We start from the raw sequence: 18,996 nt of genomic DNA on the forward strand, positions 1-18,996 counted from the left end.
CTCAGGCCCGAATCGCACCGCCAGGCCGAGCGCCGGTGTCCTCGCCGTCGCGAACGATCGGCGTCCCGTCGACCACGACGTGCTCGATCCCGAGCGGGTACTGCTCCGGATCGTCGAACGTCGCGCGGTCGTCGACCACCGCCGGATCGAAGACGACCAGATCCGCGTCGAGGCCCGGACGAAGCACGCCCTTCGAATCGAGTCCCATCGCTCGAGCGGGCAGCGACGTCATCGATCTGACGGCCTTCTCGAGCGACAGGAGGTTCTCCTGGCGGACGTATTTCGCCAGGATGCGAGGGAACGACCCGTAGACGCGGGGGTGGGGACGGGCCCCGAACAGGCCGTCGGTGCCGACCATGACGCGCTCGCTTTGCATGATCGTTCGGACGTCCTCCTCGATCAGCCCGTGGGCGATCATCGACGCCTCGAAGTCCTCCGCGAGCAGGACGTCACAGAGGACGTCGATCGGCGTGCTGTCCCGTTCGATCGCGATGGTCGCGATGTCGCGTCCACCCTCCTCGCCGAACGCCTCGGAAGTGAGGTTCGTCACCTCGATTCGGTCCCACCCGGTCTTGCCGCCGACGTTCTCCCAGCCGTCGATGCGCCACTCCTCGATGTCCCGACGAATCTCCTCGCGCTGGTCGGGATCCGAGAGCGTCTCGCGGAGGGCGTCGGCGTCGCCCGACTGGACCCACGGCGGCAACAGCGACGTCAGCATGCTACTGCCCGCGGTGTAGGGGTACTGGTCTGCGGTGACGTCGATACCGCGCTCGCGGGCGATTTCGACCTGTGCGAGCAGGCGGTCGGCCTTTCCCTGCTGTTCGCTGCCGGTAACTTTGAAGTGCGAAATCTGGAGCGGAATGCCGTGTTCGGCGCCGATGTCGACGAACTCGTCGAGGGCCTCCCAGATCCAGCGACCCTCGCTGCGGATGTGGGCGACGAACGGCCGCCCGTACGGGGCGAGTTCGGCCGCGAGTCGGGACACCTCCTCGGTCTCCGAGTACACCTGCGGCGTGTAGACGAGCCCCGTCGAGAAGCCGATGGCGCCGTCCTCGAGGCCCTCGCGGACGAGCGCTGCCATCTCCTCGAGTTCGTCGTCGGTCGGCTGGACGTCATCCATGCCGAGCACGTCGTAGCGGGCGGTGCCGTGGCCGACCAGCGTTGCCACGTTCGGCGCGATTTCGGCGTCGTCGACCGCGTCGAGGTACTCGCCGAGGGAGTTCCACGACCACTCGCGCTCGAGCCTCCCGGCCAGGCCGCTGAGGTACTCCTGCCACGGGCCGATTCCCTCCTCGCGGTAGAGCGGGGCCATCGAGAACCCGTCCTGGCCGAAGATTTCGGTGGTGATCCCCTGCCGGGTCTTCGGGGCAAGGGAGGGGTCGGCGAACAGCTCGAGGTCGGAGTGGGAGTGGGCGTCGATGAAGCCCGGGCAGACGACGCTCCCGTCGGCGTCGATACGCGCGTCGGCGTCGAGGCCGTGGTCGGGGGCCGTCGCGATTCGGTCGATGCGACCGTCGACGACGCCGACCGCGCCGCGGATCCAGGGCGCGCCCGTGCCGTCGACGATCCGGGCGTTTTCGACGAGTAAATCGATCATGCTCACCCAATTCGTTGCCCGCGTCCTAAATCCACCGCTCGGTCGTGGCAACTGGCTCGCTGAGTGGGCTCCAGTCGCGTTCCCTTGACCGGCCTCGAGCCACCTGTCCTCGCGCTGACTGAACCTCCCTTTCGTGTTATCGTAAAAATGTATTCTCGTAATGAAAATCTATATATCCTACGAGTCTGAGTGTTATTTGATGTCACAGCGCAAGCAACGTGAGCGTGAGCGTGAGGAGTGTCCTCCCGAAACCGATAACGACCACCAGTGGGGAATCGATCATCTGAGCGCGGTTCGAAACCCCCCGACGAATCTGGATCTCTCGCGACGGTCGGTACTAACGGCAACCGGCGCCGGGTTACTCGCCGGATTGGTGCCAGCGGGTACTACCACCGCAGCTGAAGACGACGAGCGCTATCACCACAAGACCCGGCCGACGATGTGGACCGAGACGATGCGGGAGAACGCTCGACGGAACATCGAGCGATATAACTGGGCCGCGGGCCAGCGCGACAACGCCGTCGAATCGGCCGATAGCTACCTCGAGAAGTACGGCCCCGATCTCGACAGCCTCTGGAGCCTCGTTACGTCCCAGCAGGTCCCCCGTGGTGGTGGCCTCTCGAACGAACGCCTCATCCTGGGTGGCGACAGCGAGCCTGGCACCGACCGCCTCTGGAAGATAGAGACGACCGTCGACGACCCCCACGGCGACGGGAAGTTGACGGTGCCGACGAACGACTTCGGCGCCTACCGCGAGAGCGGCCTGAACGACCAGGGAATGTTCGACCCCGACCTCGCCGACGACTCCTTGCTGGTCAACGAGGAACACCCCGAGATGGGCGAGGGCTGGGGCGTCGACGATGGCTGGGGCTGGGTCGACGAGAACGACGACCTCGGGATGGGCGAGGGCAACCGATGGAACTTCGTCGCCTACTACAACCACTGGTTCGTCTGGCGCCCCGGTGGGGTTCGTCGAATTCTCGACGCGCTGGTCGACGCCTACCTGCTCACCGAGGAATCGAAGTACGCGGTCGCAGGGCTAGTACTCATGGATCGAATCGCGGACGTCTACCCCGAGATGACGATCGCAGACTACCAGCAGAACGCACACGGCTTCTGGAACAGCCACGGCGGCCGCCAGACCGGGCGCATCATCGGGTCGCACTGGGAGGGGAACCTCGCCCGGCGGCTGCTGGTCGCCTACGACGCGTTCTTCCCCGCGCTCGACGATCCGTCAGTTGCGGACGACGTCGTGAGCTTCCTCGACGGGAAGACCGGCGAATACCCGGGGCTGGCCGCCAAGGATTCGGTTGCACGTATTCGAGAGAACATCGAGGAGAACTACATCAAAGAGATCTTCCCGGCCGCGAAGGCCTCCCAGATCGCCCCGGGACGGGGTCAGTTATCGGCACTCGCAATCTCGGCCCGGGTGCTCGACGACACGCGCGAGAACGGCTATACGCGGGAGGCCATCGAGTGGATCTTCCAGCCCGGCAACGAGTACTTCGACGGCGACGTCTGGAATGAAGAGCCCGAGAACTGGTACACGACGGGTGGAAACGTGCTCGCCCCGATCGTCGACCAGTGCGACCGCGACGGGTACTGGCACGAGGGGTCGCTCGGCTACAACCGAATCCGGATGTCCTCGATCCTGCAGGTCGCCCAGAACCTGCAGGGCTACGACGGGTTCGACGGCGCCGACCTCTACCAGCATCCGAAGTTCCAGAGCGCTCTCAAGATCAACTCGGACCTCCTCCTCCTGGACGAGTTCTCGCCCACGCTCGGTGATACCCACCACCCAGCGGGCAACGAGATGAGCCAGAGCGGCATCTCGGACGGCTATGAGGTGACGGGCGACTCCCGCTTCGCGCAGCTGTGGCACTACTCGAACGGCTACTCGACGGCCGGAATCAGGGGCTCGATCTATGACGCCGAACCCGAGGGGCTCGCCGAGGAGATCCAGTCGATCGTCGACGCCGAGGGACCACTCGACCTGCCGAGCCAGAACCTCGCCGGCTTCGGCTTCGCGGCGCTCCGGGACGGCGAGAACTACACGACTGAATCCTATGGCAAGACCTACGACACGTCCGACCTGTTCGCCGAGGCATCCGCGCCGATAAACGACAGCTTCGACGAGGCGATCCAGTTCGAAGCCAGCCAGGCAGGCGAGTGGTGGACCTTCGAATTCGACGTCGCAGACGCCGACGAGTACGAACTCGAGCTTGAGGCGCTATTCGTCAGCACCTACGGCATCTACGACCTGTCCGTCAACGGCGAGTACGTCGACACCATCGATTTCATGACCGACGGCAGCGGTCGAGACACCATCTCGTACCTGCTCGAGCTGCCCGCGGGAACCAACACGATGCGCTTCGAGTGCGTCGGCAAGAACGACGACTCCGGGGGCTACAAGATGGCGCTGTACTACCTGACGTTGCTCGACGAAGAAGCCCGCGAACGTCGGGACGCGGCCGAACTGGGGAACGCGAAGCGCGCGTTCTGGATGTACTACGGCCGCAACGGAATCGGCGGCGGTGGAACCCCTCACGCTCACCGCGACACGCTACAGATCGGCGTCGCGGCCCACGAGATGGAACTCTCGCGCGATCTCGGCTATCCGGAGGCCACTGGCTCCTATCCGCCCCGGCAGTTCTTCACGGACAATACGATCAGCCACAATACGGTCGTGGTCAACGAGCGCGGCCAGGATCACCACTGGGTCGGCACGCCACGACACTTCGAGGGCGAGGACGAGCGGGTGAACCTGATCGACGTCGAGGCACCCCACGTCTACGAGGAGACCGACGAGTACCGACGAACGACTGCGACGATCACCGTCGACGAGGAACACTCCTACGCCGTGGACTTCTTCCGCGTCGCCGGCGGCGACGACCACCGCTACAGCTTCCACACGACGAAAGCCGACCTTACCACCGAGGGCCTCGACCTCGAGCCCCAGAACGGCGGAACGCTCGCCGGCGAGAACGTGGCGTACGCAGATTCGTCGTACAACAGTGCGCGGTCGCCGGACTCGCGGGGATCCGGGCTCAACTACTTCGATCAGGTCGAGCGCGACGACGACCCCGCAGACCGGGTCGTCCTCGACTGGGACGTCGAGGACCACTTCAACCGGCGCGACGACGACGCCGACGGCGTCCACCTGCGACTCACGTCGTTCGGCGACTTCGACGACGTCGAACTGGCCAACGGCTATCCACCGAACAGCTCCGGCGGCGCCACGCCAGAGGACAGCCTCAGGTACGCCTTCCTCAACCGGCGTGGATCGGACCTCGAGACGACGTACACGTCCGTGATCGAGCACTTCGACGGCGACCGGGTCGTCGACTCGCTCGAGGAGGTTCCGGTTTCCGGCGGGCCGGGCCACGCCGTCAGGGTCGAACTGACGAACGGGCGTACCGACTACGTGGTCTGCGCGTTCGAGAAGACCGACACGCTGACCGTCGACGACACCTTCGAGTTCAAGGGCTTCTTCGGCCTCTACTCGGTCGAAGACGGCGAGTCCGACTACGCTTACGTCCAGGACGGAACACGGCTCGAACCCCTCGACGAATCACCGCTCATTCAGGAAGCGGAGGGATTCCTTCGGGGCACCGTCGAGGACTTCACCCGCGAAATGAGTCTCGAGAACGACCTGACGATCCGGGTTGCCGCCGATAGCGGTCTCCTCGAGCGCCACACCGGGTTCGTCTACGTCGACAACGACCAGCGCGACCCCTGGCGGGGCGAACCCGACCCCGAGAACCCGGTCCTGGGTCGCGACCAGCGCGGCCGAGGGAACGGTTCCTACCCGATTGAGGCCCTGGAGGACGGGCGCGGTAACCTGCTGACGGTCGACGTCGGCGAAAAGACGTTCACCCGTGACTTCGTCGACCCCGACCAGCTCGAGGACGGCGGTTACAACTACATCATCGAGGAAGGCGACGACGTTCGTATCCCGCTGGCGTCTGCGTGGTCGCAGGAGTAGGCGCTCGCGAGTCCTGTTTTTCTCTTCTCACGTTCGTGATCCCGACCTTCGTCGAGCGCCTTCCGACTTGCAGTCGGCGCGCCCGACTCGCACATCGTCGATTGCTTCGGCGCTTGAGCGACTGAGGTTCGGTCAAAACGTTACAGCGCTCGAGCGGCTCGGCTGGAACGGGGGAGTACTCGAGCGGGGCTCGGCTGGAACGACGGAGAACACGAAAAACGGTCAGGCTCGCGACTCGTTTGTCGGCCGCTCGGCCGACAGCGACTCGACGTACTCGAGGAAGTTGTCGAACAGCACTTTGGCATCGGCCGCCGTGACGACGTTCTCTTCGGTAATCCCGTCGAGGACGGTGTCGATTCGTTCCTCGGGGAGGTCCTTCTCGCGGGTGATCCGCTCGGCGGTCGCGCGGTCGTACTCGGGATGGAACTGGACGCCGAAGACGTGGCCGGCGCGGAAGCCGTGAATCGAGTAGTCGTTCTCGGCCGTGAGTTCGGCTCCAGGCGGGAGTTTCGTCACCTCGTCCGAGTGCGTCGTGAACGCCAGGAACCGGTCGGGGAGTCCCGACAGCAACTGCGAGTCGCCAACGCGTTCGATTTCCCGGTAGCCAATCTCGTACTCTCCCATCGGTTCGACCCGGCCGCCGAGGACGTGCGCGAGCAACTGGTGGCCGAAGCAGACGCCGAGCACGGGGAGGTCGCGGTCGATCGCCTCGTCTACCCACTCGAGCAGTGGCGGAATCCACGGTTCGTCGCCGTAGACCGACGCGCCCGAGCCACTGACGATTACGGCATCATAGTCGTAGGTGTCGGGGAGTTCGCCTTCGTCCACCGCGAACGAGCGGAGGTTAGCCTGTACGTCTCGATCGAAGTTCCGCGTCGTCGCCTCGTCGTTGTACGAGGCGTTCAACAGCGCTACTCGGAGTGCGTCCATATTTGTTGAGCGGTACGAAACACTGGAGCGTCAAATACGTTACCGTCCCGTCGAGACGATCGAGCGAACAGTTTCGAGGTCGGCCTCGATTGCCTCCCGGTAGGGACGCTCGTCGGTCACGAACTCCACGTTCGCGAAGCCGTCGAATCCGTCCTCGAGGAACGGCTCGAGGATCGCCTCGAGGTCGTAGTAGGCTTCGGCGAGTGGGGCACGAGCGCGTTCGGTTCGCTCGCGCGTAGTCTGGAGGTGAAGCTGATTCGAGAGCGGCGCGAGTTCCCAAGCTTCGCGCTCGAGTTCGTCGGACGGAATGGAGAAGCCCGGCTGGTAGTTCAGACGACAGCGCTCGTCGTCGATCGCCTCGACGAGCCGCCTGGCGCCCTCGCGGGTGTGCGTGACCGTGTTGTTGTGCTTCTCCACGGTGATCTCTACGTCGTAGTCGGCGGCGTGCTCGGTCAGTCGCTCGAGGTCGGCGACGACCCGGTCCCAGTGCTCGTCGTCGTGATCGCCGTACTCCTGGCTGCCGGCCCAGACCCGGATAATGTCCGTGTCGAGGCGGTCGGTCACCGCGAGTTCGTGCTCGAGGTCGTCGGCGAAGTCGTCGCTACCACAGCGCAGGTACGAGCCGTACGAGGCAATCTCGAGGCCTCGAGCGCTCGCTGCCTCGTTGATCCGCTCGCAGGTCGCCTCGGAGCCGTCACCGACGTGATCGCGGCCCCAGAGTTCGACGCCGTCGTACCCGGCGTCTGCGGCCAGTTCGAGGACCTCCTCGACGGGGCGCTCTTTGGCCGATATCGTACACAGGCCAACGTGCATCGTCATGATTGTCCCTCGGTATCGAGAACTGCGTTCGATTTCGTATCGAGTCGCCAGGGGCCGGAACGTGGCGGCAACGCTACCGGTCCGACCGAGTCCAGTGATCGTTTCTCCATGTATCGGTACTGTGAGTCCGTCACCAAAGAGGTAGGGGATCGGCAGTCCTCGCAGTCGTCATCGCTCGAGGGTCACCGCTCGCCCTCGCTCGCTCGACTCGTAGATGGCGTCGATCACCCGCTGGACGAGGAGCGCTTCCTCGACCGTCCCCGCGACCGGATCGGCGTCCCCGGCCACCGCGTCGAGGAACGCCCGGTCCTCCGCGAGGTGCATGTCGGCGGTACCGACCTCGACGGTGTCGACGGGCTCGTCGGCGTCGGCGCTGACGACGGTCAGTTCAGCCCCCGACACCTCGAATGCGAGCCCACTCTCCGTCCCGCGAACCACGCACTCCCTCGAGGGGGCCGCCGTTCCGTGCCAGGACGTCTCGACGGAGATCGTTCGACCGTCTGCACACCGCAGCAACGCGGTCGCGGAATCGTCGACGGCGTACTCGCCGAACTCGGAGCGCGTCTGGCCGCTCACCTCGGCCACGGTCGGGTAGTCGAACAGGTGTAACGCCAGATCGATGATGTGAACGCCCAGGTCCATCAGGACGCCACCGCCAGCGAGCGACTCGTCGGTGAACCAGCCCCGTCCGCCGCCGGGGACGCCGCCCCGCCTGAGGTAGTCGACGCTCACGTGCGAAATCGAGCCGAGGCGTCCCGCCTCTCGCAGTTCGATTGCCCGTTTCGTCGCGTTCGCGTACCGCATGGTGAACCCGACTGTACAGAATCCGTTGGCGTCCCGGGCGGCCACCGCGATCCGTTCGGCGCTCTCGAGGGAGTGAGCCAGTGGCTTCTCGAGAAGGACGTCGACGCCGGCCTCGAGCGCATCGACCGCAACTTCCTCGTGGACGCGGTTCGGGACGCCGACGACTACCGCGTCGACGCCGGACTCGAGCAGGGCCTCGTGGTCTTCGTACGTCGGTGCGTCGAACTCGTCGGCGAAGTCGGTTCTGGCCTCGGCATCGAGATCGGCGCCCGCCAGGTCGGCACCGAGGTCGTCGAGCCGGGTAGCGTGGATTCGGCCGATCGTCCCGAGACCGACAACCCCAATGCGGGGGGCTCGTTCGTCGTTCATTGGGAACGGACTCTTCCCCCGAGCACAAAAATGTACGTACTCCCGGATCTCGATCGTCGAGGACGACACTCGAGTCGCTCACTCGTCAGGCGGTAGCTCCCCCGACTCGATGAGGGCGGCCAGCGGATTGTCCTCGATTTCCAGCGGGAGACTGACGCGCCCTCGTTTGCGCGCTGACTCCCAGATGCCGAAAACTATCTCCGTCGATCCGAGCGCTCGTCGGCCACTGATGATCGGCTCCTCGTCGGTCTCGAGGGCCTCGAGGAGCGTCACGATGGCTGCGTCCTGGGCGGCGTCGCCACCGACCTCGACGGTCCGCCACTCGCCGTCGGTTCGGATGCGATACTCGTCGCCGAGTTGGAATTCGATTTCGCCGTCGGTCCCGATGAAGCGATTGGTGTGGTGGCCGACGGCCTCGGCACCTGCGCCAGTAGAGCAGAGCGCGTGAACGCCGGATTCGTACGCCCACATGCCGAGTCCCTGGCGTTCGGACGGCATGTTCGTGTACCAGATGTGTTCTTCCGGGTAGTCAATCTGCCCGAGCACCCACTCGACGGGTTCGTCACCGAGGACGTAGTTCGCGAGGTCGACGTGGTGGAGCCCCGTCTGGAGTAAATCCTGGCGACCGAGTTCGATGCGCTCGAGGTCGCCGATCGCCCCGTCGTCGATGACGCGCCTGATCTCGCCAGCGGCGTCGCTGCACCGGTTCTGGAGGTTGATCGTCAACTGAACGCTAGCGTCCTCACAGACCTCGACGAGACGATGGCTCTCCCCGACCGTCTCGGCCATCGGCTTCTCGCAGTGAATCCCCTGCACCGACTCGTGGCGAGCACACGTTTCGACCAGCTCCCCGTGCGTGGACGGTGGGGTGCAGATACTGACGACGTCGGGGGTCGCCCCGTCGAGCATCGCCTGGACGTCCGTGAACACCCGTTCGTCGTCGAGACCGAACTCGTCCCCGAACGCGGCCGCGTGGTCGGCCACGATGTCCGCGCAGGCTGCCACTCGGCAGCCGTCGGCCCGTCGAAAACTTCGCGCGTGACGGTAGCCCATGGAGTAGCCGTCGTGATCCGAATTCTCGGGGTGTGGCCCGGTTCCGACGATTCCAACCGTGTAGTCGCTCATGGTGTAACGAATCGTAGTTCCGGCGACCGTCTTATAAGCGTGCCGGTGGCCTCGATAACGGCTACGTCACGGACCCGTCGGTATCGACGTCGATCCACTCGCCCGTCTCTGTGGACTCGTAGGCGGCGTCGAGAATGCGGAGGACCGCGACAGCGTCCTCGAGGGTGACCGGTGGGTTGCGCTTTCCGTCACAAGCCTCGAAGAATTCCTCGACGAAGTCCTTGCCCCACGATCCGCCATAGCCCGGGGCCGGGTCGTACTCGTGGGTGATCGTCCGGTGGGGCGTGCTGGCCCACTCGCCGCTCACGTCGTCGAGTTCGAGCGTCGTCTCGCCCTCGAATCCGAACTCCCGCCCCATCGGGTCCCAGCTACTGCGACCGTCGCTTCCGTACAGATCGATTCTGGTGTCGTAGACGCCCTCGCCGAGGTGGTAGCCGCAGTGGAGCGTGCCGATCGCACCCCCGGCCGTCTCGAGCTGGAGCGTCGCGACGTCCTCGACAGCGACCCCCTCGGTACCTGACGCCATGTTCGCGTTGACGCGTACGATGGGTTCCTCGAGGAGGTAGTCGATCAGCTGGAGCCAGTGGATGCCGAGCCACTGGAGGATGCCGCCACGACTCGCGTCCGGGTCGAAGATGAAGTGATCGGTGTCCCGGAACGACAGCTGCGACGCGACGTAGCGCGCCTCGAACGCGCGGACGTCGCCGAAGAACCTGTCCTCGACCAGCCCACGGAGGTCTCGAGCGATCGGATGTGATTGCCACGGATACGACACGCAGACGGTTTCGTCGGCGCTCGCGGCCCGCTCGAGCACGGGCTCGAGGTCGGCGACCTGGCGGGCCGCTGGCTTCTCCGTGTAGACGTCGACCCCGGAGTCGAGCGCTCGTTCGATGGCATTGGGCGTGTCGCGATTCGGAAGAGTGAGGAAGATCGTATCGACCGACTCGGCCGCCAGCAATGTCTCGAGCGAGTCGTAGACGGGGACGTCGCCGAGAGAGGCGACGGTGGACGGATCGAAAGCCGGATTCGGTTCGCACGCGCACGTCACCGTCGCCTTCGCCTGAAGCGCGTCGAGGGTCTGCAGGTAGGGCTCTGCGTGGTGGTGGTCGAGGCCGACGTAGCCGATGGCTCGCTCCGTCATTTCGTTGCCTCCAGGCCGTCGTCAGTTCGGTCGAACGCGCGAGCGATGCGATGACGGCCCTCGTTCCTGTTGCACCGAGTCGTTCGCCACCGGTAGCGGACGACGGTTGACAGCATCGCTGTCCGCCTGGCGACGGTATTCGATTCGCACGGTCCGGGGACGTGTCGGGTTCGGGGACCAAGAGGGGTCACGTCAGGCTCACCTGCGGAAGATCCGATTCGCATAGCTGCATCGTTATCACTCGGTTCATGGTGGCAAGTTGTAATGTACGTTGTGGTGAGAGACGTGTCACGACTCGATGGACGGGTGTTTCGGGAATCCAAATTCGAACACACTTTACCACGGATGATGGAGGGTGCCGATCGCGATAGTACCGTACTCGAGCGAGAGCGGTCGAAGACGCCGTTACGACCAAACAGCGAACGTGGACAAACCGGAAATCGTTTTGCACACGTAAACAGCCGTTCACGCTCGAGAGCGAACGTCGTTACTGCCGTATTTCGCCATTATATCGGTAATGAGTGCCACAGAGATCCATAACGTGACTCTCATACGTCTGTAACAGCCTGTGACTGTTTCACACCCTGTGTTTTGCTATGTAAAACACAGGTCGGAAAACTTCGAACGTACTGTCCCGACGAGGTACTCGTTCGTCAGCACCGTCGACTTCGCCAGTTCGTCTGCGAACTCGAGCCCAATTCGAGGCGATACGAACCGTTTCGGGTGCCCACACTGTAGTTTGGTCATTCGTGTATCACCCTTCCAGGCGACCGTCCCGTCGCCGTTGTAGCCGGACCAGACGGGCAGGATCCGGTCGGCGCCTCAGACGGGGAGAGAGGAATGGGGTGTTTGACGATCGGAAACGACTCGACCAGGACCGACGTCGATGGTCGGTAACCGACTTCGACGGCCAGTGACTAACGTCGGTGGTCGACGACCAACGACCGGTGGCTTGATACCCGGACGTTCCCTCGTATCGAGCGACCTATGACGAACGTACTCCTCGCCGGTGAGTCCTGGCAGCTGCTCACCTTCGAGATCAAGGGACAGGACGTCCTCACCGGGGCGTCATACGACGAAGCGCCGGATCACCTCATCGCGGCCCTCAAGGTCGCGGGCGCGTCGGTGACTTACCAGCCCTGTCACGTCGCGACCCGCGAGTTCCCTCGCACGCGGGCCGACCTCGAGGCGTACGACCTCGTGATCCTGAGCGACATCGGCGCGGATACCCTCCAGCTCACGCCGCAGGTCCGACGGGGCGAGGCCGACGTCGACCGATGCGAACTCCTGGCGTCGTACGTCGAAGACGGCGGCGCACTGGGGATGATCGGCGGCTACATGAGTTTCGCGGGCGTCAACGGCCAGGCGCGGTACGACCGCACCGCGCTCGCCGACGTCCTGCCGGTCTCGATCGGTCCCGGCGACGACCGGGTGGAAGCGCCGGCCGGCGTTCGGCCGACGAACGAAGGGGTTCTAGGAGCGGACCTCGACGACGAGTGGCCCGCCGTCCTCGGCTACAACCGAGTCGTCGCCGACGCCGACGCAGACGTCTGGGCGACGGTCGGCGACGATCCCCTGGTCGCCGTCGGCTCGTACGGGGACGGACGGACGTTCGCGTTCACCACCGACTGTGCGCCCCACTGGGCGCCGCCGACGTTCCTCGAGTGGGACGGCCTTCCCACCCTCTGGGAGGCACTGCTCGAGGACGTCACCGGCTGACCAAGGCGGTAGGGGTTCGGTCGCCTAACCAGAGACCAAAAAGAAGATCGATCACACGACCTGGCGACCCAAACGTACTTTTGCGTGACCCACGCTACGCCAACGTATGGAACGCTACGAAACGCGCGTCGAGGGCGGAACGGTCTACTTCGAGACCGACGAGGGGGACCTCGAGATCGGTGACCTCAATACCATCGTGGACGTAATCGGCAACGAGACGTACACGATCACCTACGACGAGAAGCAACGAACCCAGGCGTGGCTCGAGACCGACGAGGACGGAGCGGTGACGTTCGACGTCCGCGAGACCATCGTCGACCTCGACCACCGGCGTGAATTCGTCGAGAAGATGCGGTCGATCGATCGGTCCGAAGAGAAGTACGGATTGCCGGAGCGGGCCGTCGAATTTGCCGAGGAGATCGTGTCGATCTTCGAGCAGCAAGGTGCCTCGACGCAGACGACGTAGCAGTTGCTCGAGTGCTTCGAGCACGAAACGCCGCCACACCCATATGGGATCGGAACCAACCGACAACCGATCTTCGATGCCACGGGACGCACCCGATACGTCTTCGAGCAGTTACGGGTGGCGGGCTGGCACCGCCACTCGCGTCATTACGCCCGAGCAACCGATGTGGATGGCGGGTTTCGCAAAGCGCGACGAACCCGCCACGGGCGTCGAGCACGACCTCGAGGCGACGGCGCTGGCGCTCGAGGACGAGTCGGGAACGCTCGCAGCCATCGTCTCCGCCGACGTGTTGTTCGTCCCGAGAGCGATCCGAGACGCCGTCACGCAGCGCTGTGAGGTGAAATACGGACTGGATCCCGATTCCATCGTGCTCGCGGCGACGCACACCCACTGCGGACCGGAATTCCGGGATTTCAAGGTGCGAATGTACGCCGACGACGTCGAGCGGTATCGAACGAACGCGGCCGACTATCGCGAACGACTCGAGGACGAACTGATCGCCGTAATCGGGGAGGCCCTCGACGACCGAGAGCCGGCGCGGATCAGCTATAGCCACGCCCGATGTGGGTTCGCGATGAATCGACGACTGCCGGTCGAGGACGGGATTGCCCACGAGCAAAACCCCGACGCGCCGGTCGATCACAAGGTTCCAGTTCTCGTCGTCGAACCCGACGAAGGGGTCGACCGGACCGACGGAGCGGCACCCTCGGCCATCGTGTTCGGCTACGCGTGCCACACGACGACCCTCTTTTTCACGAAGTACTGCGGTGACTGGGCCGGGTTCGCCCGCCGGTACCTCGAGGAGCGCTATCCGGGAGCCACCGCGCTCTGTCTCCTGGGCTGTGCCGGCGACCAGAATCCGTATCCACGCGGTGACGTCGACCTGGCGAAACGCCACGGACGCACGATGGCCACGACCGTCCGCGCGGCGATCGAGTCCCGGAGACGGCCGGTTCGAGGACCGCTCAGAACCGGCTTCGAGGACTGTGCACTCGAGTTCGAGGACCCGCCGAGCAGGGACGAACTCGAGGCGATGCGGAAGGGCGACGTGCGACACCTGCGCGTCCGCGCGGAGGCGTTGCTCACCGAACTCGACGAAACGGGCGCGATTCGAACCGAGCACCCGTATCCGATACAGACGTTCGGCTTCGGCAACGATCTCACGCTGGTGGCCCTCGGCGGCGAAGTTCTCGTCGAATACGGGATTCAATTGAAGGATCGCCTCGAGGGGCCGGTCTGGGTGGCCGGGTACGCGAACGACAAGTTCACGTACGTACCGACGGCCAGGGCGAGAGCCGAGGGTGGCTACGAGAGCGAGGGGGCGATCCGCCGGTCGACGTTTTCGGGTCCACTCGACCCGAACGCCGAGGAGCGAATCCTTCGACACGTGCAGGCCCTTGCCGAGCGCGTACGTATCTCGAGGACGATACAATAGGTAGGGTAGGATAAATAGGTGCGATAGGTACAATAGATGGGGGCCGGCGCATCAGGTCCAGTAATGATAGACCGGGACATACACCGAGTTCGAATGAGCGAGTCCGTCGAGCCGCGGATATCGACCCAATGACTTTAGTCTCGAGCCCGACCAGTACCCAGCGAACCCAGACGACCCATGCCCGCAGACACACCCCAGGACGACTACCCGCTACACCCCGAACGAATCCATGGACCGCCGTCGTCGGCCGAGGAGCGCGAACACCGACAGGCGTACCTCGAGGAACTGCGTCCCCTGCTCGCGCCCGTGGCCGACGAGTACGGCTCCGACCCGCGCCTCTCTCACCGGGACGACAGCTGGCTCGCCTGGCAGGAACGGACGGGCGAACTTCCGCCCGGTTTCGAGCGGTTGCCGGCCATCGCCGAGCTTCCCGACCCCCTCGTTCAGTACGGGCCCGATGCGGAACGCCGCGCCGAGATTACGACCCGTGAAGAGTGGGAACAGCAGCGAGATCGATACAAACACCAGCTCGAATACTGGCTCTACGGACGGATGCCTCCCGCGCCGGACAACGTTCGGGCGAGCGAGCTCGACACCCGGTCGGTGGAGGGAGCCACGATTCGCGACGTCAGACTCGCGTTCGGTCCGAACCACGACCTGACGCTCGACCTCGAGTTCATGGTCCCGGACGGGACGGGTCCGTTTCCGGTCTTTATGACCCAGTGGAACCACCGCAAGTGGGCGCTGCTCGCCCTCCAGCGGGGTTACGCGGCCGTCGTCTACGCGGCGGCCGACGCCCGGGACGACGCGGCCGACTACGGCGAATCCTATCCCGATTACGACTTCCAGTTGCTCGCCAGGCGAGCGTGGGCCGCCCATCGCGTCGTCGACTACCTCGAGACGGTGCCTGAAGCCGACGACGATCAGATCGCGATCACGGGCGCCTCGCGAAACGGCAAGCAGTCGCTGATCGCCGCGGCGTTCGACGAGCGCATCGCCGCGGTCGCCCCTTGTAGCGCCGGGAGCGGGGCCGTCGTCGCGGCGCGCTTCGATCGGGACGACTGCTACGCCGGGGACATGTCGGTCCACGCACGCCTTCGGCGCAGCTGGTTCCACCCGCGCTGGCGCTTCTTCGTCGGTCGGGAGAATCGCCTCCCCGTCGACGCCAACCACCTCGTCTCGCTCGTCGCGCCGCGGGCCTGTCTGCTCCACACGGCGCTGAACGAGCGGACGACGAGCGCGTGGGCCGTCGCGCAGTTGTACCGATCCGCCAACTCCGTCTACGACCTCCTGGAGGCTGACGACCGACTCGCCCTGCAGTATCGCCAGGGTCGTCACGCCAGGACCACCCGAGACGTTCACCAGATCCTGGACTTCTTCGACGACGCGTTCGGACGCGGCGAGTACGACGATCCGACGCAGCTCTACCACGACTTTTCGTTCGAGGAGTGGCGTCGGACGGCGGGCGAAGACGTCGACGTCGACGGATTCCCCGAGCGGGGGCTCGAGGACCCCCTGATAGACGACGACGGCACCCGAGCCGAGACGATCGAGGAGTGGACCGATCGAAAACCCACGCTCCGAGACCGGCTCCGCTGGAGCTTCGGCGAGCGACCGCCGCGTGCGTCGAATCCGCCGGCGTCCTCGCTCGAGGAGGCGGGTCGGGGCGGGAAACCGGACTACCTCGCGGACGTCATCGGTCGACCCGACCCACCGGACGGCGTCGAGAAACGGTGGCTGTCGCCGTCGCGCACGTACGGCGAACGCGTCGAGGGCGACCTCTACTATCCGCAATCGGCCGATAGTGACCGCCCGAACGAACAGTTACCCGCCATCGTCTGGTTGCACCCCTACGCCTACAACACAGGGTACGGGGCGGGCGGTCGCGGCCAGGTCCCAATCGAGGGTTCCACCGACCGCGGGTTCGCGCTGTACGCGTACGATCAGCTCGGCTTCGGCACCCGGATCGAGGAGGGCAAGCATTTCTACGAGCGTCACCCGAACTGGTCGAAGATGGGCAAGCTGGTCGACGACGCGCTGGCCGCCGTCGAGACGCTCTCGGGGCTCGAGTGCATCGATAGCGACCGGATCTTCGTTCTAGGGTACGCACTCGGAGCCACCGTCGGGCTGTACGCGGCGGCGCTCGACGAGCGCATCGCCGGCGTCGCCTCGGTCGGTGGGTTCGCGCCGTTCCGGACGAGCGATTCCGAAGCCGAACGCGCTAATGCGGTGATCGGACGACTGTCTCACATGCATGGGCTTCAACCCCGTCTCGGACTGTTTCGGGATGACCCCGAACGAGTCCCGTTCGACTTCCACGAGGTGCTCGGACTGATCGCTCCTCGGCCGACGCTCGCGGTGGCCCCGTCGCTCGACTGGACGCACCCACAGGCGGACGTCCTTCGATGCGTCTCCGAAGCCCGGTCCGTCTACGACCTCTACGGGGTGCCCGAGGCGCTCGAGGTCCGCGCGCCGGACGACCTGTTGAGCTTCGATTACCACGAGGCTCGCCTCGGCGGCGGACCCGGGAAGTCGCCCGGGGCGTTCTCCACGGACCGACGGGACGCCGTCTTCGACTGGATCGCCGACCAGGCCTGAGCTCCCCGCACTCGAGCAAAGGTATATGGTCGAGCCGAAAAAACCGGTGGGCCGATGGACGTCCGATCGCTCGAGAGCCGGTTCCGAATCGATCTCGAAACCGCTGGCCAGGGAAGTGAGGAAGTCGATGAGTGACGATGGCTCGAGGGGCACGAGTGGCGACCGTTCGAAGGACTCGAGTGTCGAAGGCTCGACAGTCGTGAGCGACGACCTGGAAACAGTGATCGACCTCGACCCCGGAACGGATCGCGACCGATCCGGCGGTGACCACTGGTCGATGATCGTCGCCGGCGACTGCGCGCTCAATCGGGACGCCAGGCCGACCGCCGATCGAACGGTGTCGTCGCCCCTTCGGGAACGGATCGGCGCGGCCGACGTTTCGATCCTCAACGTCGAAGCCCCCATCGTCTCCGAGGAGACGACACCAATCGACAAGAGCGGGCCGTGCGTCGAGAATCCGGATGGGACGGCCGAAACGGTAGCGGACGTCGGCTTCGACGTCTGCACGCTCGCGAACAACCACGTCCGCGACTACGGACCCGAAGGCGTCGTGACGACGCTCAAGGCGCTTCACGACGCCGGCCTCGCGACCGTCGGCGTCGGATCGACGCCCGAGGAGGCGTACGAGCCGCTCGCGGTCGGTCCCGACGCGTCGGTCGCAATCGTCAACGTCTGCGAACAGGAGTTCAACCTCGTCGACGAACGGGGCCACGGGGCGGCGTGGCTCTCCGATCGCCGTGCTCGAGAGGCCATCCGCGCGGCCGATCGCGAGTACGACAGCGTGATCGTCGTCGCCCACAGCGGCGTGGAGTACGTCCCGTTGCCAGCTCCGCGGCTCCAGGGACTCCTGCGGGAGTTCGTCGACATCGGGGCCGACCTCGTCGTCGGGCACCACCCGCACGTCCCCCAGGGCTGGGAGCGCTACGGCGACGGAGCGATCTTCTACAGCCTCGGCAACTTCCTGTTCGACAGCATGACCGACGAGGAGAACACGTCCTGGGGGCTCGTCCTGGAGGTCGAATTCGACGGGGCGATGCCGATTGCCGTCGAACTCGTGCCGACCGAAACCGTCGACGGCGTCGTCCACCCGCTCGGGCTAACTCGAGATCGCGAAGATTACCTGTCGTACCTCAACCGTCTCGCCGAGATCACCACCGACGCGGCGACGCTCGAGGCCTACTGGCAAGAAATCGCCGTCCGGGTGTTCCACGAACGGTACTCCAACTGGCTCCATACGGGTGTCGGGGCGAACCTCGCGCGTGCTCGGTCGGCGCCGAACGACCCGCGACTGCAGCGATCGATCTGGGATCCCGAAACCCGTCGGGCGGAACTCTTCGTCCTGCTGAACGTCATCCGGGCGGAGTCCCATCGGTGGCTCACGACCACGGCGCTCGAGGTGCTCTCCGGCGAAGGGATCGACAGGCGGACCCCGGAGATCAGCGACGAAGCGCGGCGACTGTTAGCTCGAACCGCCCGCGAGTGAGGTCGCTCGAGCGGTCGAACGATACGGGACGATGCTGGCGGGTACGGATTACTGCATACCAGTCATATCGAATTTACGCCATAGTTTGGTTGATGACAGTTCTCTTCGTTTCCAGAGTGAGACGATCCGTTCGAGGTCACCACTACCAACGACGATCGAACGGTGAATCCCTCGTCGGCGCCCCCCGACGATCCGAATGTAGTTCGATTTCTGGATGCGCTAAGCAGGATACAGTGTCCTGAATCGTACGTCCAAATAGACCGCAAGAATCCGTCCACAGGAGTCTTTCCGACGGTTCCCGTATCTGATTTGGTCACCTCGTTCGACCTGGGGACCAGCAACACCTCACTCGTCGATGCCAGTCCCCTGATTTAGCTGACACCGCGCTTACTCGAGACTCAAGTCGGAGGAGAACGATTCCTTCAGCATTCAGAGTAATAGTCGAAGCTTGTAGAATCTACACACTTCCCCAGGGGTCAGTTTTCGACGAGTTACGGACCCACACGTCGATAGCAGGAATCGTGT

The 18,996-nt window shown here is 64.9% G+C and carries 12 protein-coding genes; 6 read left to right on the forward strand and 6 right to left on the reverse strand.

What is annotated here, in order from left to right; translation table 11 throughout:
- Position 1 precedes the first annotated feature (1 nt).
- Positions 2-1,597: an N-acyl-D-amino-acid deacylase family protein gene (locus tag NGM29_RS11810; RefSeq protein WP_254156413.1), complete on the reverse strand. Its 1,596-nt coding sequence runs from the start codon at positions 1,595-1,597 to the stop codon at positions 2-4.
- 199 nt (positions 1,598-1,796) lie between these two features.
- On the opposite strand from NGM29_RS11810, the gene NGM29_RS11815 reads away from it, so the two are divergent.
- The gene (locus NGM29_RS11815) at positions 1,797-5,582 is read left to right on the forward strand and encodes a carbohydrate-binding protein (protein ID WP_254156415.1); all 3,786 of its coding nucleotides are present in this window, start codon (positions 1,797-1,799) and stop codon (positions 5,580-5,582) included.
- A 222-nt stretch (positions 5,583-5,804) separates the two neighbouring features.
- On the opposite strand, the gene NGM29_RS11820 is transcribed toward NGM29_RS11815, so the two are convergent.
- The 5 genes from NGM29_RS11820 to NGM29_RS11840 form a co-directional block, all read right to left on the reverse strand.
- Positions 5,805-6,512: a type 1 glutamine amidotransferase gene (locus NGM29_RS11820; protein WP_254156416.1), complete on the reverse strand. Its 708-nt coding sequence runs from the start codon at positions 6,510-6,512 to the stop codon at positions 5,805-5,807.
- A 39-nt stretch (positions 6,513-6,551) separates the two neighbouring features.
- Positions 6,552-7,331: a sugar phosphate isomerase/epimerase family protein gene (locus tag NGM29_RS11825; RefSeq protein WP_254156418.1), complete on the reverse strand. Its 780-nt coding sequence runs from the start codon at positions 7,329-7,331 to the stop codon at positions 6,552-6,554.
- Positions 7,332-7,499: 168 nt separating this feature from the next.
- Positions 7,500-8,504: a Gfo/Idh/MocA family protein gene (locus NGM29_RS11830; RefSeq protein ID WP_254156419.1), complete on the reverse strand. Its 1,005-nt coding sequence runs from the start codon at positions 8,502-8,504 to the stop codon at positions 7,500-7,502.
- A 78-nt stretch (positions 8,505-8,582) separates the two neighbouring features.
- Positions 8,583-9,629, reverse strand: a complete 1,047-nt coding sequence (locus NGM29_RS11835; RefSeq protein WP_254156420.1) for a Gfo/Idh/MocA family protein — start codon at positions 9,627-9,629, stop codon at positions 8,583-8,585.
- 61 nt (positions 9,630-9,690) lie between these two features.
- Positions 9,691-10,770 (reverse strand): Gfo/Idh/MocA family protein, encoded by a 1,080-nt coding sequence (locus NGM29_RS11840; RefSeq protein WP_254156421.1) that lies wholly within the window; start codon positions 10,768-10,770, stop codon positions 9,691-9,693.
- 987 nt (positions 10,771-11,757) lie between these two features.
- On the opposite strand from NGM29_RS11840, the gene NGM29_RS11845 reads away from it, so the two are divergent.
- From NGM29_RS11845 to NGM29_RS11865, 5 genes are all read left to right on the forward strand, one after another.
- The gene (locus NGM29_RS11845; protein WP_254156423.1) at positions 11,758-12,489 is read left to right on the forward strand and encodes a glutamine amidotransferase; all 732 of its coding nucleotides are present in this window, start codon (positions 11,758-11,760) and stop codon (positions 12,487-12,489) included.
- A gap of 106 nt (positions 12,490-12,595) precedes the next feature.
- Positions 12,596-12,955 carry a hypothetical protein gene (locus NGM29_RS11850; protein ID WP_254156425.1) on the forward strand — a complete coding sequence of 120 codons (360 nt, stop codon included), beginning with the start codon at positions 12,596-12,598 and terminating at the stop codon, positions 12,953-12,955.
- A 76-nt stretch (positions 12,956-13,031) separates the two neighbouring features.
- A complete protein-coding gene (locus NGM29_RS11855; protein WP_254156427.1) occupies positions 13,032-14,390 on the forward strand; it encodes a neutral/alkaline non-lysosomal ceramidase N-terminal domain-containing protein in 1,359 nt (452 codons plus the stop codon).
- 177 nt (positions 14,391-14,567) lie between these two features.
- Positions 14,568-16,988 carry an alpha/beta hydrolase gene (locus tag NGM29_RS11860; protein WP_254156429.1) on the forward strand — a complete coding sequence of 807 codons (2,421 nt, stop codon included), beginning with the start codon at positions 14,568-14,570 and terminating at the stop codon, positions 16,986-16,988.
- A gap of 127 nt (positions 16,989-17,115) precedes the next feature.
- A complete protein-coding gene (locus NGM29_RS11865; protein WP_254156430.1) occupies positions 17,116-18,471 on the forward strand; it encodes a CapA family protein in 1,356 nt (451 codons plus the stop codon).
- Positions 18,472-18,996: the final 525 nt, after the last annotated feature.

Source organism: Natronosalvus rutilus (assembly GCF_024204665.1).
GTDB classification, from domain to species: domain Archaea; phylum Halobacteriota; class Halobacteria; order Halobacteriales; family Natrialbaceae; genus Natronosalvus; species Natronosalvus rutilus.